Genomic DNA, 15,126 nt, shown 5'->3' with positions numbered 1-15,126 from the left:
GCGGTCGAAAAACAACCTTCCAAAAACAGTTAGCTAAAGCGTAATAAGACTGAGTTTTTGTGAAAGTAGCAATGCCTGCGCAGCTTTCTGTGTGAATGCCCCCGCATCTGTCGGGCTCGGCGTCGGCCCTGGTACGTGCGTGTGAGCCGCCAGCTGAGTATTCATCTGCTGCAGTAGATCGAGCATGTCGCAAACAACCTGAAACAGGTTCACAGTTCCGGAGCCGATCCAGTTCTTCGGCGCCTGCAGCTGCTGACTGATCCCGGTCACGCTTTCGCGTATCCCTTCGATCCGCTCGTGCATGTCGCCACCTACCGTGGCGTTGTGCTTCTGCCCCACCACTAAATTAAGATCCCGGCCAGTCGCCAGGTGCAAATCGTCCACCGCTGCCAGGCTCGCGGATCCACCCGACAGCAACTTGAGCGCGCCCATCGCCTCGATCTTCTTGATGCCCCCCACCGATTCGGTCGAATGATCGTCCACCGTCCTGGTGTGATTCTGAAAGCTCTCCGTGTTATCCAGGGCTTCGACTTCGCGCTCGATCGCCTTGTCCTGGATCTTGCCATCGGTCTGGCGCAACCAGTTGCCGTCGGCATCTACACGCTGCTGGCAGGCCTCGCTGTGTTGCCACACCTGGTCGCCTTTCGGCACCCGGGGCAGGCTCAGGCCGTGCGGCAGGATCTGCGTGATGAAGGGTTTGTGCGGCAGACCATAGGCGAAACTGATCACCACCGTGGTGCCTTCCTCGGGAAAGCCAAACATGCCCGCCTCTTGCCCGCCCATCGGCGCCGGCAACGGCAGGCTGCTCAGGATTGGCAGATCCGGATCGGGCTCGCCATCAGGCAGCAGCACTTCGACGTCGACGCCAAAGCGCGGCCGGAAGTCGTCGCACAAACCCGGGGCCGCTGGCGCATCCGGGACGGCGACCACCCGACCAAAGCGCGGCAAGTGGTAGCCGCCAGTGAGTTCTGGAAATTGCCGCTCTACGCTGCGACGGATTGCGTCGTCCATTTGATCGCCATTTGATTGCCGGCCAGGGTCACGCTGGTGATCCTCTCGCCTTGGTTAATAGTTGCACCTGGGCGAAGTCCCGGAAGGACCGCGACCACCGCGCTTTGATTACCCTGGTAGCCGTCGAATAATTCCACTGGCAGCTGCAGCGGCGATCGAGCGCCAAAGAAGCTGTCGGCCCAACTGCCCACGAACACCTCACCGTCACCCTGTTGCTGCCAGATGAAGTCGGGGATGTTGAACACGTTGGCCAGACTGTCCATGGCCAAATACCCAGTCGCAAGGCTGTAGAAAAACGGCGCCTTGACCTTGGCATAGGGTTGCTCTGGAACACGGAATCGCAGCCCGGTTTTGCTGCTAATCTCGGCCAGCACCGCCGACAGATCGACATGGCGCAGGTTCAGCGGCAACGGGTTGGCCAGGACCGCCGCCAGTTCGCGGCAGACGATGATCTGCTGCAGGTTGTTGGCCGCCGTCGATCGTTCGACGTAGCCAATGAAGTGCCGCTGCAGGGTGCGCTCGTTGTAGCCGATATCGAGCATGACCAATCCCTTCACCGGGGCATCGGCCTGAATGGTGAACGTCGCACGCCCCGGGCTTTTCGCGTCCAGGCGCACATCGTCTTTCACCAGGGAATACGCTTTGCCTCCGATGGTCAGCACCTTGTGCAGTTTCATGTCTTGCCGCCCAGGTAGTCGTCCACGCGCTTCAGGACGGATTCAAACCCGCCCAACGCCTGGCTCTCGCCTGCGCCACTGCTACCCTCGCCCGCTGCACCACCGACTGCCTGCCCGGGCGCAGACTGCGCGCTGACCGCATTGCCGGCGCGGCGGTTTTCCACTTTCTCGGGGTTCGATAGCTTCTCGGACAGGGTGAACTGCACCAGCCACGCGTTGAGCGAGTCGTCTTCCCGGGCACTGACACCGTCCGAGAACTGCACCTCACGGATCCCAAAAGCAGCAGCCGTGTCATTGACGATGCGGTAGAGCTTGAGCTGTCCGCCGCCGGCCGTGGCTTCAGCCATTCGCATCAGATCGCGCAACTGCACCTGGTCAACAAAAGGAATCATCAGCGTCACTGCCAGGGTTTTGGGCTTGAAGCCCTTGTGCGCTGTCTCGGTGTTGCTGGTTTGCCCCGACAGGTCATCGCTTTCAATGCGCAGATTGGCGGTGATCTTCATGCGCTTACCGAGGACTTGCTGACCATCAAGTAACAGCGTCATAGGCCGACCAGCTCCCGAACAAAACTCAATCCTTCCAGCGAGCCGACCAGCAGCACGCCGGCGCAAACCACCCACTCGTGTCCCGGGGCATCGCCGGCCAGCAGCTCGTGACGCAGGTCGCTGACGTGCCCCGGACCGATCAGGCGTGCCCGCATGCTGGAATCAGGGTTACCCCCAGCCAGCAGCGCTTTCAGATCCGTCAATTGCTGGTCCCGTCCCAGTTGCTGGGCGGCTTTACGGATCGCCAGCGCGGCCAGATCTTTCATCGGCGAGCTGTCGGCCGCGTAACTTTCCAGCACTGCCAATTGGCCGGACATCGACTGCTTCGCCGCCTTCACCACCGTGCAGCGTTCCAGCGGTAGTGACTGCCACCGGGGCAAAGGACCGGCGCTGGGCATCTGCCACTTTTCGGTTTCCAGTTGGGCCAGATGGCGGGAGCGTCGTTCGGTGCGCACCAGGTCAGGCACTGGCAACAACGCGTTGAAGCGCGACAGGGTTGCGGCCAGTTGGTCATAGCGCGTGCCTAGGAACAGCAGCGACAAGGCGTATTGCTCACCGACCGGCAACCCGCTGTCGCTGCCATCGCCAAGTTTGGCGGCCAGTTGCTGCAGCAAATTCGGCGCCGATAGAAAACGTTGGTGGCCCCGACCTTGACCGATCCCGCTTTGAAATGGCGTGACCGTCAAACACGCCGGCGCCTCGCCCATCTGCCCGGCAAGCGCCGCCCGACCGGCCGCAATCGCATTTTCGGCAGCAGCACCCACCGGTCCCGGGTTGGTGCTGGTCATGCCGTCGAGGCCGGCCAAGCGCTGCACGGTGCTGCCCAGCTCGCCGCTGGCCAGATCCTTGGCTGCTGACAACTGCCCCATCCATTGCGTGGCCTGCTCAGGCCAGCGCATCGTCACTGGCGCCCAGGTGCTGTCATTCATGAGGCAACACCAATGCCGGTAACTCGGCGATCAACTCGGCAGTCGTTGGCACTCCCCGTTGTTCGCTTTCGACCGCCGCCAGTTGCTCGTAACAGTAGGCCCAGCACAGTGAACGCCAGGTGCGAAACGCCACACCCTCAGCCTGGAAGCGCGGCACGGCGGGCTCATCGGCGTAGGTAATGGCGCTTTTAATATCGTCGTAGCCGGCAGTTTTGGCGGTCTTGTCCAAAAATGTCTGGACGGCAGCGACGTACACGCCGGTGCGCTGATCCCAGGTCAACGGCGGCGGATCTACCGCCACTGGATACTTGCCTTCGGCCCTGAGCACTTTTCCGCGTGACTGAGCGTCAAACAGTTCCTGATACTTGCTTGGCGTGATCTCGCACAGCTCGCTAGCCGGCGGCAGATGGCAGTCCGGATTGACGACTTCGATCAGCGGCGGCTGGGCTTGCTGGTCGTCGACCAGTACCCACGGAGCCTGTGCCTCGGGATCATCGTCGGGTGCACTCCAACTCGGGTCTGACACCCTCACCTTTGGAACGATCCAGTCCGGATCGGCGAGCCACAGGGTGCGCTCCCCATGGGCGCGGGTGTCATAGAAACCGGTACTTTTTGCGTGAAAAAAGATTGTCATGGTCAGTAACCCTCAGCCATCCAGTAAATTTCGTCCGGTGAATCGAATGGCCCGGAAATCACCGAGAAGCGTTCCCGGCTGACAATCAGGGTGTTGGTACCGGACGTAACGTCGGAGTAAAAAAGACTGGTCCGGGATGCGACCAGGGACGTGCACGCATTGGGAAAGGCGATCGGAAAACTGCGATGCGTGACCGTATCGGAAGCGCCGAGGGTAAGACCCCATTGCTTGATCCTTCCCGTCTCGTTGCATTTCCACCAGCCATTGGGGCCGAGGGAAGCCACGTTTTTGAACACGGCTCCTGGTACAAAAGGCGTTGCTCGCGGCAGGTTGGTTAAGCCCGAGGCGTTGCCGCTATAAATACCGGTGATGCTGAGGTGCCCACCTTCCGACAGGGTCATAGCGTTATCGGTGGTGCCCACATGGCTGACGATCATCGCTGGCGAGCCAGTGCCGCCATTCGAGAATGCTTCCATTGCGCCGATGTGGCGGTCACTCCAATCGGTTGCTCTCCACAGCAAGTACGTGAACGATCTGTTCGCACAATCGATCTGTAACGCTGGCGGTCGGGTACGCCAATGGACAAAGCCGCCGCCCATTTCGGCAAATGAAAAACGGGCGGTACCGGTCATGATCCCACCGGTAAGGGGCAGTTTGGAGCCATCCGCGATACCAATGTCTTGCGTGCCGTCAAACGGCACGCCGTTGATGGTCCTGGACGTGGCCAACTTGGTGGCACTCGCCGCGTTGCCGGACACGTTGACGTTGTAGGTGCCGCTCAGGCGGGCAGCGGGCAACGTCCCTTTCGTTATCGAACTGGCATCCAGCCCGGTGAGTTTGCCGCCATCGCCATAGTAGGAACCCTTGATCGTAAGATGCCCGGTGCCGTCGAAGGTAAACGCACTGCTCAAAGCACCGACATGCATCACCACCATCGGGATGGAACTGCTGCTTCCGCCGGAAAAAACGTCCATGGCGGCCAAATGGCGCTCGCTCCAATTCGAACTTTTCCAGATCGAATAGGCCAAGTTGTTCAGCGGGCAATCAATGTGCAGGGCTGATTGACGTTCCTGCCAACTCACCAGCCCACCAGCGATCTGCGGGACGCTAAAGCGCAAGCCGCCCGTGAGCGTGCCGCCGCCGAGTGGCACCTTGGTGCTGTCATCTACCGTGATATCGGTGCTGCCATCAAACGGCACGCCATTGATCAGGCGCGGCATGGCCAGCTTGTCCGAGGCCCCAGCGCGAAGGCCTGGGTAGTAGCCAATGCGCGCGGCAAAATGCTGGATCAGCGGCCCATCAATCGGTTCGATCGTACGCAGATCCGTCACCGAACCACCGGCCACGATATTGGCCACGGGGATGCAATGAACCCAGCTTTCCCCCTCCAGATAATCAGCGGGGCACGGCGAGCAGTTGACAGTCCAGTTGCTCACCACGTCGCTCAGTTCGCGGCGCAGACTCACGCCAATCCAGACTTGCGTGGGTAGCGATGGCGCTGCGATCGGCAAGGCGCTGGTCAGCTCGACGCGAATGCCTTCGACGTAAACCACGCCCGGGTTGAGCTGATACCCAGCCCCAACCTTTACCAACTGCAGGGCGTCATCGAAAAAGCAGGCACGCCCGAAAATATCTCGATTACTCTGGCGCTCGCGCTCATCGATGCCCTTGAGGCGGACGGTAAAGTCATGCTGCCAGGTGCTGGCATCGATCGTGATTCCGGTCAGCGCCTGGGCCCCGTCAAACACCACCAGAAAATTGCGGGTGACGTTGTTGCCCAACTGCAGCGGCGGAATGTTTTTACGCTTCTGCTGGACCGGCACGTAGGCCACGGCGAACAGCACGCCCTCGGCGCTTTCCAGCCCCAACCAGTTCCAATCGAAGTCGCCGATGTCGCTGCCCATCATCAGGCTGTAAACCACCTGATTGGGATTCACAAAGCCTTTTTGCGTGACGTCGTAACTGCCGACGATCTGCGCCGCCGCAGGTTTGCCAGCGGCACGGTCCACTGCTGCGTTGGGGTTGAGCCCCGGGACGTTGGCCAAGACAAAGCGGCTGATAGTCAGCGGTTGCCCGCCGCCCTGTTTTTGGGCAATCAGGCTTTCGCCGGCGAGGGTAATACTGGCTCCCATGGCGGGCTCTCCTACAGGGTGGCAACCAGCGTTTGCTGGTCATCGTTAAAGTCCACCGCGACGATGCGCAGTGACAAAGGGGTGATGGTGACGAAGTCGTAGCGCCGGCAAGTGCGGCCGTATTGCTGGATCAACACCCGCAACAGCTCGGGGTTCTGTGACAGCTGCGAGTCCGAGAGACGCAGCAGCACCACGTCCCAGTCCCGATCGGGCATGCGTTCGTCGATCTCGACATAGCCGACACCCAAGCGCACCAGGATCCGTTTGAGGCCGGCGGTGCTGCCGGCGTCCACCGCATTGATGAAGGCAAACTTCACCCGCAGGCGGTATAGGCTCTCGGGCTCATCCTTGAAGCGGGTGATGTCGCGCTGCCAGGCCAACAACTCGAGGATGGTCAGGTGGCAGGTTTCGGCGTCCAGTTGCAGCAGGGGCCACTGCAACCAGCCCTCGACCTTTTCCCACCAGGCTTGGCTGGCAGCCCTGAGTTTTGCCAGCTGTGGACCGTCCAGCCAAAACGGCAAATTAAGTTTGATCACGACAGCGCGACCTCTAGGCTGGCAATGCGCGGGATGCTCAGTTCCGAAACGATGTCGGCGTTTTCGAAATGCAACGACTCGATGCCGGCAAACTGTTGATGCAGCTCCTCCACCAACCGGCTGAAAGAGAACCGCGCCTGTGGGTAAGTCAGCGTCGGCTGGAAGTCGCCCGGAGTGCTCTCGCGAAACGCGGCACGGATGAACAGCGCCACATCGGCTTGCAGGGCTGTCCGTTTCTCAGCCGTCAGAAACGGTCGTGGCCAGACCGTCACCTGCAGCGCGTGCTGAGTTTCCGGCATCACCATCACCAGCAGATCGTCACCATGGCCATGGTTGCCCTGGTCGCGGATATGCGCGTTGATCTGCTCCAGATAGGTCGCTGCCGGCACATCCGCATCGAACAGCACATAGGCGTTGGCACTGCCTGGTCCACGGGGCGCGCCATGCAGGAAATACACGCCATCCGGGCGCACGCCCTGGAAGCTAGAAATCATGGCGCGATACACCGCGTCGGTGTGCCACTGGTTGACCGCCGAAAACTGATTGCGCACGCGCAGACGCAGCTGTTCATCGGGTTCCGGATCCGCACCTGGTGCAATCAGCCAACCGTCCGCATTCACCACCTGCACGATGCCCGGGACTGGTACCGGCAGAATCGCGTAGTACCCCGGGGCCAGGTTGTAACCACTGCCGACGTCCTGCGCTTGCACCGGCACTTCCAGCTGCAGGACGCCATCGGCGAAGGTGGCCGCCGTGGTCGTGACCAACTGATAGACGTGTCCATTGATGGCGGCCGATTGCACCTGGATGCCCGCTGGAAGTTCCAGCACGCCGGCGTTGGTATCACGAGTGAAGAGCAAGACACCCTTCGCTTTGGTGGCGCCTTTGCGCTCGACGTTGACTGCCCAGGCGAGCATGTCCAGCCACTTGTCGCGGGCCGTCTTCACAAAGAAGTTGGGCAAGATTGTGTCGCTCACAAAGCCGATCAACCAAAGTACCGGCTTGGTCACCAGCGCTGTGATCACGCGCCAGAATGGCGAGTAAGCCCCGGTGTTGCTGAGCTTACTGCCCTGTGCGGCTACTTCCGCTTCCCATACCTTGCGCAGCCCTTCCTCGGTCGTCGGAATGCCGGCGTCCGTGAGTGCTTGTTTAAAGTCCACGTCGCTCACAGCGTCACCTCGATCTCGCCGAATCTCAGGGTTTTCGCCGTCACCAGGAATTGACCTGGTGCAAGCTGGCGGATCAAAGCGGTGCCCGGTACCAGGCGTTCGTCATCCTCCACCCGCAACTCCAACTGCTGGATGCAGTCGCGTTGCCGCAGGCTGTTGCGCTCGGCGACCAGAGTCACCAGCAAGCCGCTTTCGCGGATCATGTGCGCGATGTCCTGGGCGATGCTGGCCCGGTCATCTATCAGCAACGGCTGACGCGACGGATCCAACGACAGGTCGTTGCCGACTATCAACAGATCGATGTACTCACTCATCCCGGCACCGCCATGCTGACCATCTGTTCCATCTCCAGCGGCGTCATTGCTTTGCTGGTGTGAATGTTCACGTTCTCCACATGGGTGCCCTTGTTCTGGTTGCTGGTGTTCTGGATGCTGGCGAGCAGACCGCCCACTGGCACAGCCGAGGCACGCGACGGCGAAAGACTGGGAACGGCCGCGTTGATGGATTGCTGGGTTTTCTGCGCTGCGCTGGCGGACTCCGCCGCCTTCACCGCCGCGTCGACACCCGGCACCTGTGGCAACCCGTGCGAACGCGGTCCGGTTGGCGCGGATGCGTTCAGCGCCCGCTCGAGCCCCGGCACCTTGGACACTTCGCCGGTTTGCGCACTGACGGGCACGCTCGCGCTCACGGCGGTGTCGATGCCCGGCAGCTCGGGGATGTCGCCGAAACGGGTCTCGATGTTCACGCCTGGGATGGTGTTGATCATCTCGATCAGGCTGTTGATGGCTTTGTAAAAGACGCCGACGATGCTGTCCCATGCGCCTTTGGCCATGGCTGACCAGCCTTCCATGGAGTTGAACCAGTCCGACAGTGCGGTGAGTTGTTCGCTCACCCACTTGAAGGCTTCACTGTTGAGCAGTGCGGCGGTCCATTCGTCCCAGTAGTAAATGGCGACGGCGACCAGCGCGACCAGCGCCGCAATCCCCATCACAACAACGCCAATCGGGTTGGCGGTCAGGGCAAAGTTGACCAGCCAGATAGCGGCCTGCCAGGCCAACATGACGCCGCGAACGACCAGCATGGCCGCACCGAACAGCGTCAAGATGGACAGGTAGGCCAGGATGGCCAGCTTCTGCAGCACGAAGCCGGCTATGGTGCGCAGGTTCAGCAGCTGCACCACTTTCCAAACCGTCACCAGCCCAAGCCAGGTCATGCGGCTGATGCCGATCACCATGGTCAGCGCGGACATCGCGAAGATGATCCCGAAGACGGTCAGCGTGACGATGCCGATCACCCGGGCGATGTTCGGGAACAGTTGAGTCCAACGTGTCAGCGTGGCGCCGATCGCCACCAGCTTGTTCATCAGTGGTGTCAGGATCGGGATCAGCACCTGGCCAAACACCACGCGCAAGGCTTCGACAGCGGCCGCAAATTGCTGCCACGGGTCCACCATGGCCTTGGCCATGTTCTCGGCATTCTCCAGGCCGCGCACCTTGCCGAGTTGATCCATGCCGTTGCGCAGGCGATCGGTGTCCTTGGTCAACGCGGTAATGACGCGAGCACCTTCACCGCCGAAGGCCTCGATCAACTTAGCGCCGGCGTCTGCGCTGTTCAGGTCGCCGAACTTGCCCTCGAGCTTGCTGAGGATGTCCATCATCGGCAGCAACTTGCCGTTCTGGCCGGTGAATTTCATCCCCAGCTTTTCCGAGGCGGCGCCGATGTTTTCGAAGAAGGCCTTGTAGATCCCGCCGGCGTCGCCACCTTCCATGGTGCTGCTGAGCGAGCCGATCACCGCGAACTGCTCGGCCAGGTCGACGCCAAAGGTCGTGGCGATCGAGCCAACCTCCTTGAACGCGTCCTTGAGCTGGGCGCCGTCAGTACGAAACAGCTTCACCGCCAGCGCGGTCTGGCCACCGAGTTTTTCAACCCACTCGGCTTTGCCCATGGCGTCGGCTTGGCCCTTGAACAGGTTGTACATGGTGCCTACGTAGGCGCCCATGGTTTCCGCATCGCCCTTGGTCGCCTTGGCCAGCAGGTTGCTGGTGTTGGTGAACGTGGCCAACTGGTCACCGGTAAGCCCTTTTATCGCGCCTTCGATGCTGTACGCCGACGCCACAAAATCCCGGGCGTTTTCACCGTAGGCCACGGAGAACTCCAGGGACTTGCGATTGAGTGCGTTCAGCGCGTCCTCGGCCACGCCCAGCGATCTCACCTCGCCCAGGGCGCGGTTCATCTCCAAGGCAGGGGCCAACGACTCGGTGATGGCTGCACCGGCGCCGACCATCCCGCCCAGCCCCATGCCCATCGTCTTGATGTTCTTTTCGCTCTTCTCGGCAAGGTCGGAAAAGCCCATTTTCACCTTGCCCAGAGGCGCGGTGACCTTGTCGGTCAGACTCAAAATGAAGGCCAGGCGGGCAGCGCGGTCAGCCATGCGTGTTTATCCGTTCAGTGCTTGAGCAATGCCGTTGGCTACGGCGATCTCAAAGCGTTTCCAGTGGTTGTCCTCCAGCCACTTGGCAGTGCCCATCACCTCAGGTGTGGGCGCTTCACCAGGTAACCAGCGACCGGCCAAGGCCAGCAGCTGACCTAGGCCGTCTTCGCTCAGGCGCTCAGCGTGGTCGAGGGCTTTTTTACGAGCACTTCAACGTCCGGGCCGTACTCCTCGACCAGCGCGCCGGCGAGTGTCATCACCATTACCGGGTTACCCAGCAGTGCTTTCAAAGTGGCGCGTTCTTCCTGCTTCACCGTGTTGACCAACAGGTTGTTGGCCGGGGCGACCTTGTTGTTTTGGGTCAGGGTGTTGAAGTACTTGGTCACGTCTTGGGGCGTCAGGGTGAAAGTGAATTCTTTGTCGCCGACTTCCAGGGTGATATCGCGTGTTTCGCTCATGATCTTTTCCGTTGTGGTGGTTGGTTAAAAAGGTGCTGCAGCCGCTGTTCCAGCCGGTCTTCCAGCTTTTCCATGGCCTTATCGATGTGCTCGGCCCGGACGTATCGCTCAGCGACCTCGATGCGAAACTCGAGGTGTTCACGGCGGGCCGCGCTGATCTGTTTAAAGAGGTACACCTGAAAGCCCGCGACACCGGTCAGGACCAGCTCGGTGATCATCAGCAGTACGCTCACGGTCATGGATGAAAGCTCCATTTCATGCGCTCCAGTTGCCACGGCCGCCAATCCGGACGGCGGTGTACATCAGCCAGGCCAACGGCTTGGGCATGCCCTCCTCGAGCAGGGCGTCGTAGAACACCTGGTCGGCCTCGGCCTTGGTGAATCGGTCGGTGGCGTTGGTGTAAATGAAGTCATGCACCACCGAAGGCCGGCGGGCGCATTCATCGTCACGCGGAATCAGCCACCAGACCGGGCGCGGTACGCTGGCCAGATCGGTGCGGTAGCACTGCGGCACCGTCACCCACTGATTGCGGGTGGTCAGGTACATCAGCGGCCGCACCAACTGCCATTGCTTGGTGCCCATCACCGCCTTAACGACTAGGGAGCTTTTAAAGGGCATCGGCGGTGCACTCCACGCGGATTTTGTTCGGTGCCGCGCTCACGTCGATTACTTCACGAAGAGCCAGACGCAGCTTTTCCGGAGCCAAGCAATAAGCCCCCGCGATCGCCGCGACTTCCTCGCCATACGAGCGATCAAAGGCGATGGCGATGTTCTCCAGCTGGCTGCCGAACAACACTGCGCCCAGGGCAACAACGACATGGGTGTGATTCAGGCGCATTCAGTAGCTCCAGATCGCAGGGCTGGGGAATCGGCCACCGGTCGGCGCCATGCCCAGGTGAAGAAAACGCGAGTTACCGCGCTGGCTGATGCCGAAGCGGGTGAACTTCAGGTTCATCGCCAGGCGCAGGATCTCTACGGCGTCTTCGCCACGGCAGCGCACATCAACGGCCAGGCCGGTGCAGTGTTCACCTGGTGCAGGCTTGTTCACTTCCACCGGGTGCTTCGGGCAGCGGTAGGCACTGCTCAGCGTCATCGGCCGGCCAAATTGCTGACGCAGAGTCACCAGTTCGGCCATGAACGCCGGATCCATCTCGGCGCCGGTGCTGTTGCATTTGCCGCATTTGCAGCGCAGTTCAGCCGCGGCGAAGTGCGGCCAGGTGGTGAGGCTCATCGGCGTTGTCCTTGCTCGGAAAGAGACTCGCAGGGCGTGCAGCGGATTTTTCCGCCCAAGGCACGGCGCTTCTCGGGAATCGGGTTTTCGCAGTCCAGGCAGTGGGTCCGGCTTGGCCCGATCGGGCGCACCTGGGCGAGCTGGGCCGCGATCGCCCGGTCACGCTGGCGTTGCTCCAGCGCCTGGGCACGGTCGAACGGGCACACCATCAGCGCAGGCCCTCGATCTCGGTAGCGTCCAGGTACGGCACGCCGTTGATGCGGATGAAGTCCGGGCTGGTGACGTCGAACGGCACCTTGTGTTTGGATTTCTCGCCGCCCTTGGGATCGACTGCCAGCAGGCTGGACACCTTCAACTTGCAGCCGAAGGCCTCGACGCGCAGCTCCTCATCGCCGGCGGCAGCGAAGAACACCACGTCGAAGGTTTCCATCTTGCGAAAGCTGCCCGCCGATCGGGCGGCCTCGATCAGCAAGTTGAAGTTGCTAGTGTCGAATTCCATCTCGCCGCTGGCCGAGACATCGCCGTCGACGTGCCCATTCGGCACGCCTGCGCTCTGTGCCACGGCGGTGTTGTCCGTGATGTCGAGCGTGCAGTTGTCGACGTGAACCTGCAGGTCGCCCAGGTTCACGTCGAAGTTCTTGCCGCCAATACGTGCTGACATAGGGGCTTACTCCAGATCGTCGTTGGAAAGGTCGAGGGCGATGTTGGCCGTCAGGTCTTTCGGGCAATTGAGCGGCCGGATCTTGATGTAGATCTCGACCTTGGTTTTGCTGTGCCACACCAGGACGATGTCGCCGTCCTGGGGCGATTCGATTTCGCCCGGGAACACCAAGCCAGCGAAGGTGGTGGACTTGGCCATCTGGCGCAGCGGCTTCATGAACGCGCTGATCGCGGCAGCCATGCTGTTCGGCGTGTTGTTCAGGCGGCGATCGCCGACGCGGCGGATCAGCAGCGGGCGAACCTGACGGGCAGCTTTGTCGGCCAGGCGCAGGTACTCGACCACCTGAAAGTCACTCGCCGGCGCGTCGAGCATGTTGCCGTCACCCCAGAACACGCCCGGGTAGTCGGGGTAGGTCTGCGAGACAGAGAACCGCGCTTTGTCCAACTCGGCACGGATCGCCGACGGCAGTGGTACGCCCTCCTTGTCCACGGGCACAGGCCCCAGACCCAGTACTGCGCCAGACGCCACACGCATGGGGCTGTCGGCAATGCTCACGGCAGCGTTGGCCAAACGACCAGCCAGCACGCCCAGGTCATTGCCGTGCAGTTGGGGCACGACCAGAACACGCGGCGCCGCGACGTCGGCCGTGAGGAGCTTTTGCTCGAGCAGGTATTCCGACCAGGCCTGCAGCACGGTGATGCCGGCAGACGCCGCCATCACGAAGGCGCGACGACCGTAGGTGTTGTTCAGGGCGATGGCCGCATCATGCATTTGCGACAGATCGGCCTTGGCGTCGATCGGTGTGGTGATCACCACCGCCTCGACGGAAAAGCCTTGCTGCTGGGCTTTTTCCAGAGCTTCGGACCACTCGCCGTCTGCCGCGATCGGAGCGGCCAGGCACGCCCAGCGATCGCCGCCATTAAGGCGTGCGGCGGTGATCTGGGTTTTCAGGTCACTGGCCGGAATACCCAGGGCGCCGTCGAGGTCACTGTCGGTGTTCAGGGGGAGCAACTGACCGACGTTCTTCGCGCCGGTGCCGATGAAAAGGAAATAGCGCTCGATCTCAGTCACGGCACCTTGGCCCAGATTGAGATTGTTAACGCTGACTTTGCCGAGTGCCATGCAGTGCCTCGCTAGCGGGGAGAATTAAGGATTTGTTGGAGCACCTGGTTCAGCAGCAAGCCAGTGTCTCGTTCGGTGCTGACGCCGATGAACTGGCGCTTGGGCAAGGTGATTTCCCAGCTCTGCGCGCCGCTGCTCTCGGTCTTTTCATCGTCCAAGATGCGGATCAGCAGCCCCGCCTTGGCGTAATTCACGTGCTCTTGAATCCAGGCTACGGACGGCCGGGTCAGGGCTTTTTTACCTTCCTGGCGAACCTTGAAGCCCAGGCGGCGCAAGCGCCTTGCCTGCTTGTCGGTGGCAGCCAGGCCGGCAGGAACATTGTTCCAGCGCTTCATCTGAGCCGCCGTGCGGCGCTCGCTCACGCCGTTGTGTTGCTGCGCCGCGACCCAACTGGTCAGGGCGTTACGCCAGCCCAGTTCGGCTTCGTCAGCGCTGACGCGGGTGACGATCATCAGCTTGGCCAGGCCGGCTTCCATCTTCTTCTTGCCCTTGCCCGAGCCTCTGCGCTCGGCGAAAGGCGAGCCGTCCAGGTTCTGCTGATCACGCGCGCGCTTGCGGCTCATGGTCCGCACACGCTTGGTCACGTTGTTCAGCAAACGCCGGCGCAGTTGCGGCGGCAGGCTGAGCAGGGCCAGTTGCTCGCGCACGCCGAGGTAGCCCCGGGCATCGAGTTCGAAGGTGCTACGACCGGCCATGGCTGGACACCTCGCCCTGTTCAGCGACCCACAGGTCAAACGGCACGAACGACCAAGTCTTTTCGAAGGCCAGGATCTCGCCGCTTGGGTCCTCGGCCAGGTACTGCGGCTCGATGAATTCGAGGGTGATGTCGACGTCGGCCAGGTCGTTGTCGAGCATGGTGATGTCGAACTTCGCCGCCGGCAGATCGTCGCGGTCCTGGTCGTTGCTCTCGAGCCAGCTGCCCACCAATGCCATCAACCGCCCCGGATGATCGGCGAAACGCTCCAGGGCGATCGTGGCGATGTAGCGCATATCACCCATGCGCATGCCGCCGACGTCGGGCTTCCAGATCAGTTCGAGATTCACCTGGTCGGTCCAGCTGTCGAGCTGTTCAGCCTCGACCAGGCGGCGCTCGATCAGGTAGGTGGTCAGGGCGCGGAGTTTGATCACAGCAGTGCCGCCGTGATGCGGCCACGGCCCTGCAGAGAGCGGACGGCCTGCTGGCTGAACTCAAGGAAGGTTTCGCCACGCTCGGGCATTTCTTTGCCGGTGTTTTCCGCGCTTTCGCGACGGGTCACGGTGGCGAACTGGGTCAGCAAGCTGGCCTTGGCACGGCAATAGACAGCGCGCTTGTACGTCGCTACGTGAAAAGTGCGCTCGGGCAGCACCGTGGTGTCCGCAGATTCCACGGTGGTGACGCCCACGTTCTGCCATTGGCTTTTGCGCTTGGCCAGGTCGTGATTGACCTCGATCATCGCAGTGGTCAAATCAGTGACCAGCATCTCTACCAGGTACTCCGCCGGCAGGCGATAACCCTTCTGGAACTCGGCCACGGAGAGGTCCGGCCAGAAGCCGTCGTTCTCGATCGCCTGCTCCACAAAGGTCGTGGGTTTCCCGGAAAAGCTCATTGCT

General features: G+C 61.5%; 22 protein-coding genes. All 22 read right to left on the bottom strand.

All coding sequences use genetic code 11. The features are described 5' to 3' along the window. Positions 1-33: 33 nt before the first annotated feature. The 22 genes from ACA068_RS07025 to ACA068_RS06920 are packed head-to-tail and all read right to left on the bottom strand — an operon-like array spanning position 34 to position 15,122. Positions 34-1,011, bottom strand: coding sequence for a hypothetical protein (locus ACA068_RS07025; protein WP_497308664.1), 978 nt, complete (start codon positions 1,009-1,011; stop codon positions 34-36). Beyond that, positions 984-1,688 carry a hypothetical protein gene (locus tag ACA068_RS07020; protein ID WP_497308662.1) on the bottom strand — a complete coding sequence of 235 codons (705 nt, stop codon included), beginning with the start codon at positions 1,686-1,688 and terminating at the stop codon, positions 984-986. The genes ACA068_RS07025 and ACA068_RS07020 overlap by 28 nt, the downstream gene beginning before the upstream one ends. Continuing rightward, on the bottom strand, positions 1,685-2,233 hold the full coding sequence (locus ACA068_RS07015) for a baseplate complex protein (protein WP_497308660.1): 549 nt from the start codon (positions 2,231-2,233) through the stop codon (positions 1,685-1,687). Before ACA068_RS07015 ends, ACA068_RS07020 begins: the two co-directional genes overlap by 4 nt. Continuing rightward, on the bottom strand, positions 2,230-3,162 hold the full coding sequence (locus ACA068_RS07010; protein WP_497308659.1) for a hypothetical protein: 933 nt from the start codon (positions 3,160-3,162) through the stop codon (positions 2,230-2,232). Before ACA068_RS07010 ends, ACA068_RS07015 begins: the two co-directional genes overlap by 4 nt. Next, positions 3,155-3,796 carry a hypothetical protein gene (locus ACA068_RS07005; protein ID WP_497308658.1) on the bottom strand — a complete coding sequence of 214 codons (642 nt, stop codon included), beginning with the start codon at positions 3,794-3,796 and terminating at the stop codon, positions 3,155-3,157. Before ACA068_RS07005 ends, ACA068_RS07010 begins: the two co-directional genes overlap by 8 nt. 2 nt (positions 3,797-3,798) lie before the next feature. Next, entirely contained in the window at positions 3,799-5,928 is a 2,130-nt protein-coding gene (locus ACA068_RS07000) for a phage tail protein (protein WP_497308656.1), read from the bottom strand. Between the two features lie 11 nt (positions 5,929-5,939). Next, a complete protein-coding gene (locus tag ACA068_RS06995) occupies positions 5,940-6,464 on the bottom strand; it encodes a phage tail protein (RefSeq protein ID WP_497308654.1) in 525 nt (174 codons plus the stop codon). Further along, entirely contained in the window at positions 6,461-7,633 is a 1,173-nt protein-coding gene (locus ACA068_RS06990) for a baseplate J/gp47 family protein (RefSeq protein WP_497308652.1), read from the bottom strand. The genes ACA068_RS06995 and ACA068_RS06990 overlap by 4 nt, the downstream gene beginning before the upstream one ends. Then, entirely contained in the window at positions 7,630-7,947 is a 318-nt protein-coding gene (locus tag ACA068_RS06985) for a DUF2590 family protein (protein ID WP_497308650.1), read from the bottom strand. The genes ACA068_RS06990 and ACA068_RS06985 overlap by 4 nt, the downstream gene beginning before the upstream one ends. Then, a complete protein-coding gene (locus tag ACA068_RS06980) occupies positions 7,944-10,064 on the bottom strand; it encodes a phage tail tape measure protein (RefSeq protein ID WP_497308648.1) in 2,121 nt (706 codons plus the stop codon). The genes ACA068_RS06985 and ACA068_RS06980 overlap by 4 nt, the downstream gene beginning before the upstream one ends. A gap of 6 nt (positions 10,065-10,070) precedes the next feature. Further along, on the bottom strand, positions 10,071-10,214 hold the full coding sequence (locus ACA068_RS06975; RefSeq protein WP_497310551.1) for a DUF6890 family protein: 144 nt from the start codon (positions 10,212-10,214) through the stop codon (positions 10,071-10,073). Between the two features lie 20 nt (positions 10,215-10,234). Then, complete coding sequence (locus tag ACA068_RS06970) at positions 10,235-10,522, bottom strand: putative phage tail assembly chaperone (protein ID WP_497308646.1); 288 nt, start codon at positions 10,520-10,522, stop codon at positions 10,235-10,237. Next, the gene (locus ACA068_RS06965; protein ID WP_224795506.1) at positions 10,519-10,761 is read right to left on the bottom strand and encodes a hypothetical protein; all 243 of its coding nucleotides are present in this window, start codon (positions 10,759-10,761) and stop codon (positions 10,519-10,521) included. Before ACA068_RS06965 ends, ACA068_RS06970 begins: the two co-directional genes overlap by 4 nt. A 16-nt stretch (positions 10,762-10,777) precedes the next feature. Beyond that, complete coding sequence (locus tag ACA068_RS06960) at positions 10,778-11,140, bottom strand: DUF1353 domain-containing protein (RefSeq protein WP_273902307.1); 363 nt, start codon at positions 11,138-11,140, stop codon at positions 10,778-10,780. Beyond that, a complete protein-coding gene (locus tag ACA068_RS06955; protein WP_497308644.1) occupies positions 11,130-11,360 on the bottom strand; it encodes a hypothetical protein in 231 nt (76 codons plus the stop codon). Before ACA068_RS06955 ends, ACA068_RS06960 begins: the two co-directional genes overlap by 11 nt. Next, positions 11,361-11,753, bottom strand: coding sequence for a D-Ala-D-Ala carboxypeptidase family metallohydrolase (locus ACA068_RS06950; protein ID WP_497308643.1), 393 nt, complete (start codon positions 11,751-11,753; stop codon positions 11,361-11,363). After that, positions 11,750-11,962: a TraR/DksA C4-type zinc finger protein gene (locus ACA068_RS06945; RefSeq protein WP_497308642.1), complete on the bottom strand. Its 213-nt coding sequence runs from the start codon at positions 11,960-11,962 to the stop codon at positions 11,750-11,752. Before ACA068_RS06945 ends, ACA068_RS06950 begins: the two co-directional genes overlap by 4 nt. Further along, positions 11,962-12,414, bottom strand: a complete 453-nt coding sequence (locus ACA068_RS06940) for a phage protein (protein ID WP_497308640.1) — start codon at positions 12,412-12,414, stop codon at positions 11,962-11,964. The genes ACA068_RS06945 and ACA068_RS06940 overlap by 1 nt, the downstream gene beginning before the upstream one ends. A 6-nt stretch (positions 12,415-12,420) precedes the next feature. After that, positions 12,421-13,536, bottom strand: coding sequence for a DUF2586 domain-containing protein (locus ACA068_RS06935; RefSeq protein WP_497308638.1), 1,116 nt, complete (start codon positions 13,534-13,536; stop codon positions 12,421-12,423). An 11-nt stretch (positions 13,537-13,547) separates the two neighbouring features. Continuing rightward, positions 13,548-14,231, bottom strand: coding sequence for a virion morphogenesis protein (locus tag ACA068_RS06930; RefSeq protein WP_497308636.1), 684 nt, complete (start codon positions 14,229-14,231; stop codon positions 13,548-13,550). After that, complete coding sequence (locus ACA068_RS06925) at positions 14,218-14,664, bottom strand: phage tail protein (protein WP_497308635.1); 447 nt, start codon at positions 14,662-14,664, stop codon at positions 14,218-14,220. Before ACA068_RS06925 ends, ACA068_RS06930 begins: the two co-directional genes overlap by 14 nt. Beyond that, entirely contained in the window at positions 14,661-15,122 is a 462-nt protein-coding gene (locus ACA068_RS06920; RefSeq protein WP_497308633.1) for a head completion/stabilization protein, read from the bottom strand. Before ACA068_RS06920 ends, ACA068_RS06925 begins: the two co-directional genes overlap by 4 nt. Positions 15,123-15,126: the final 4 nt, after the last annotated feature.

The sequence above is a fragment of the Pseudomonas sp. LBUM1660 genome (genome assembly GCF_059695935.1).
Note: the sequence above shows the minus strand (reverse complement) of the source record. Positions and strands in the feature narration are given on the sequence as shown.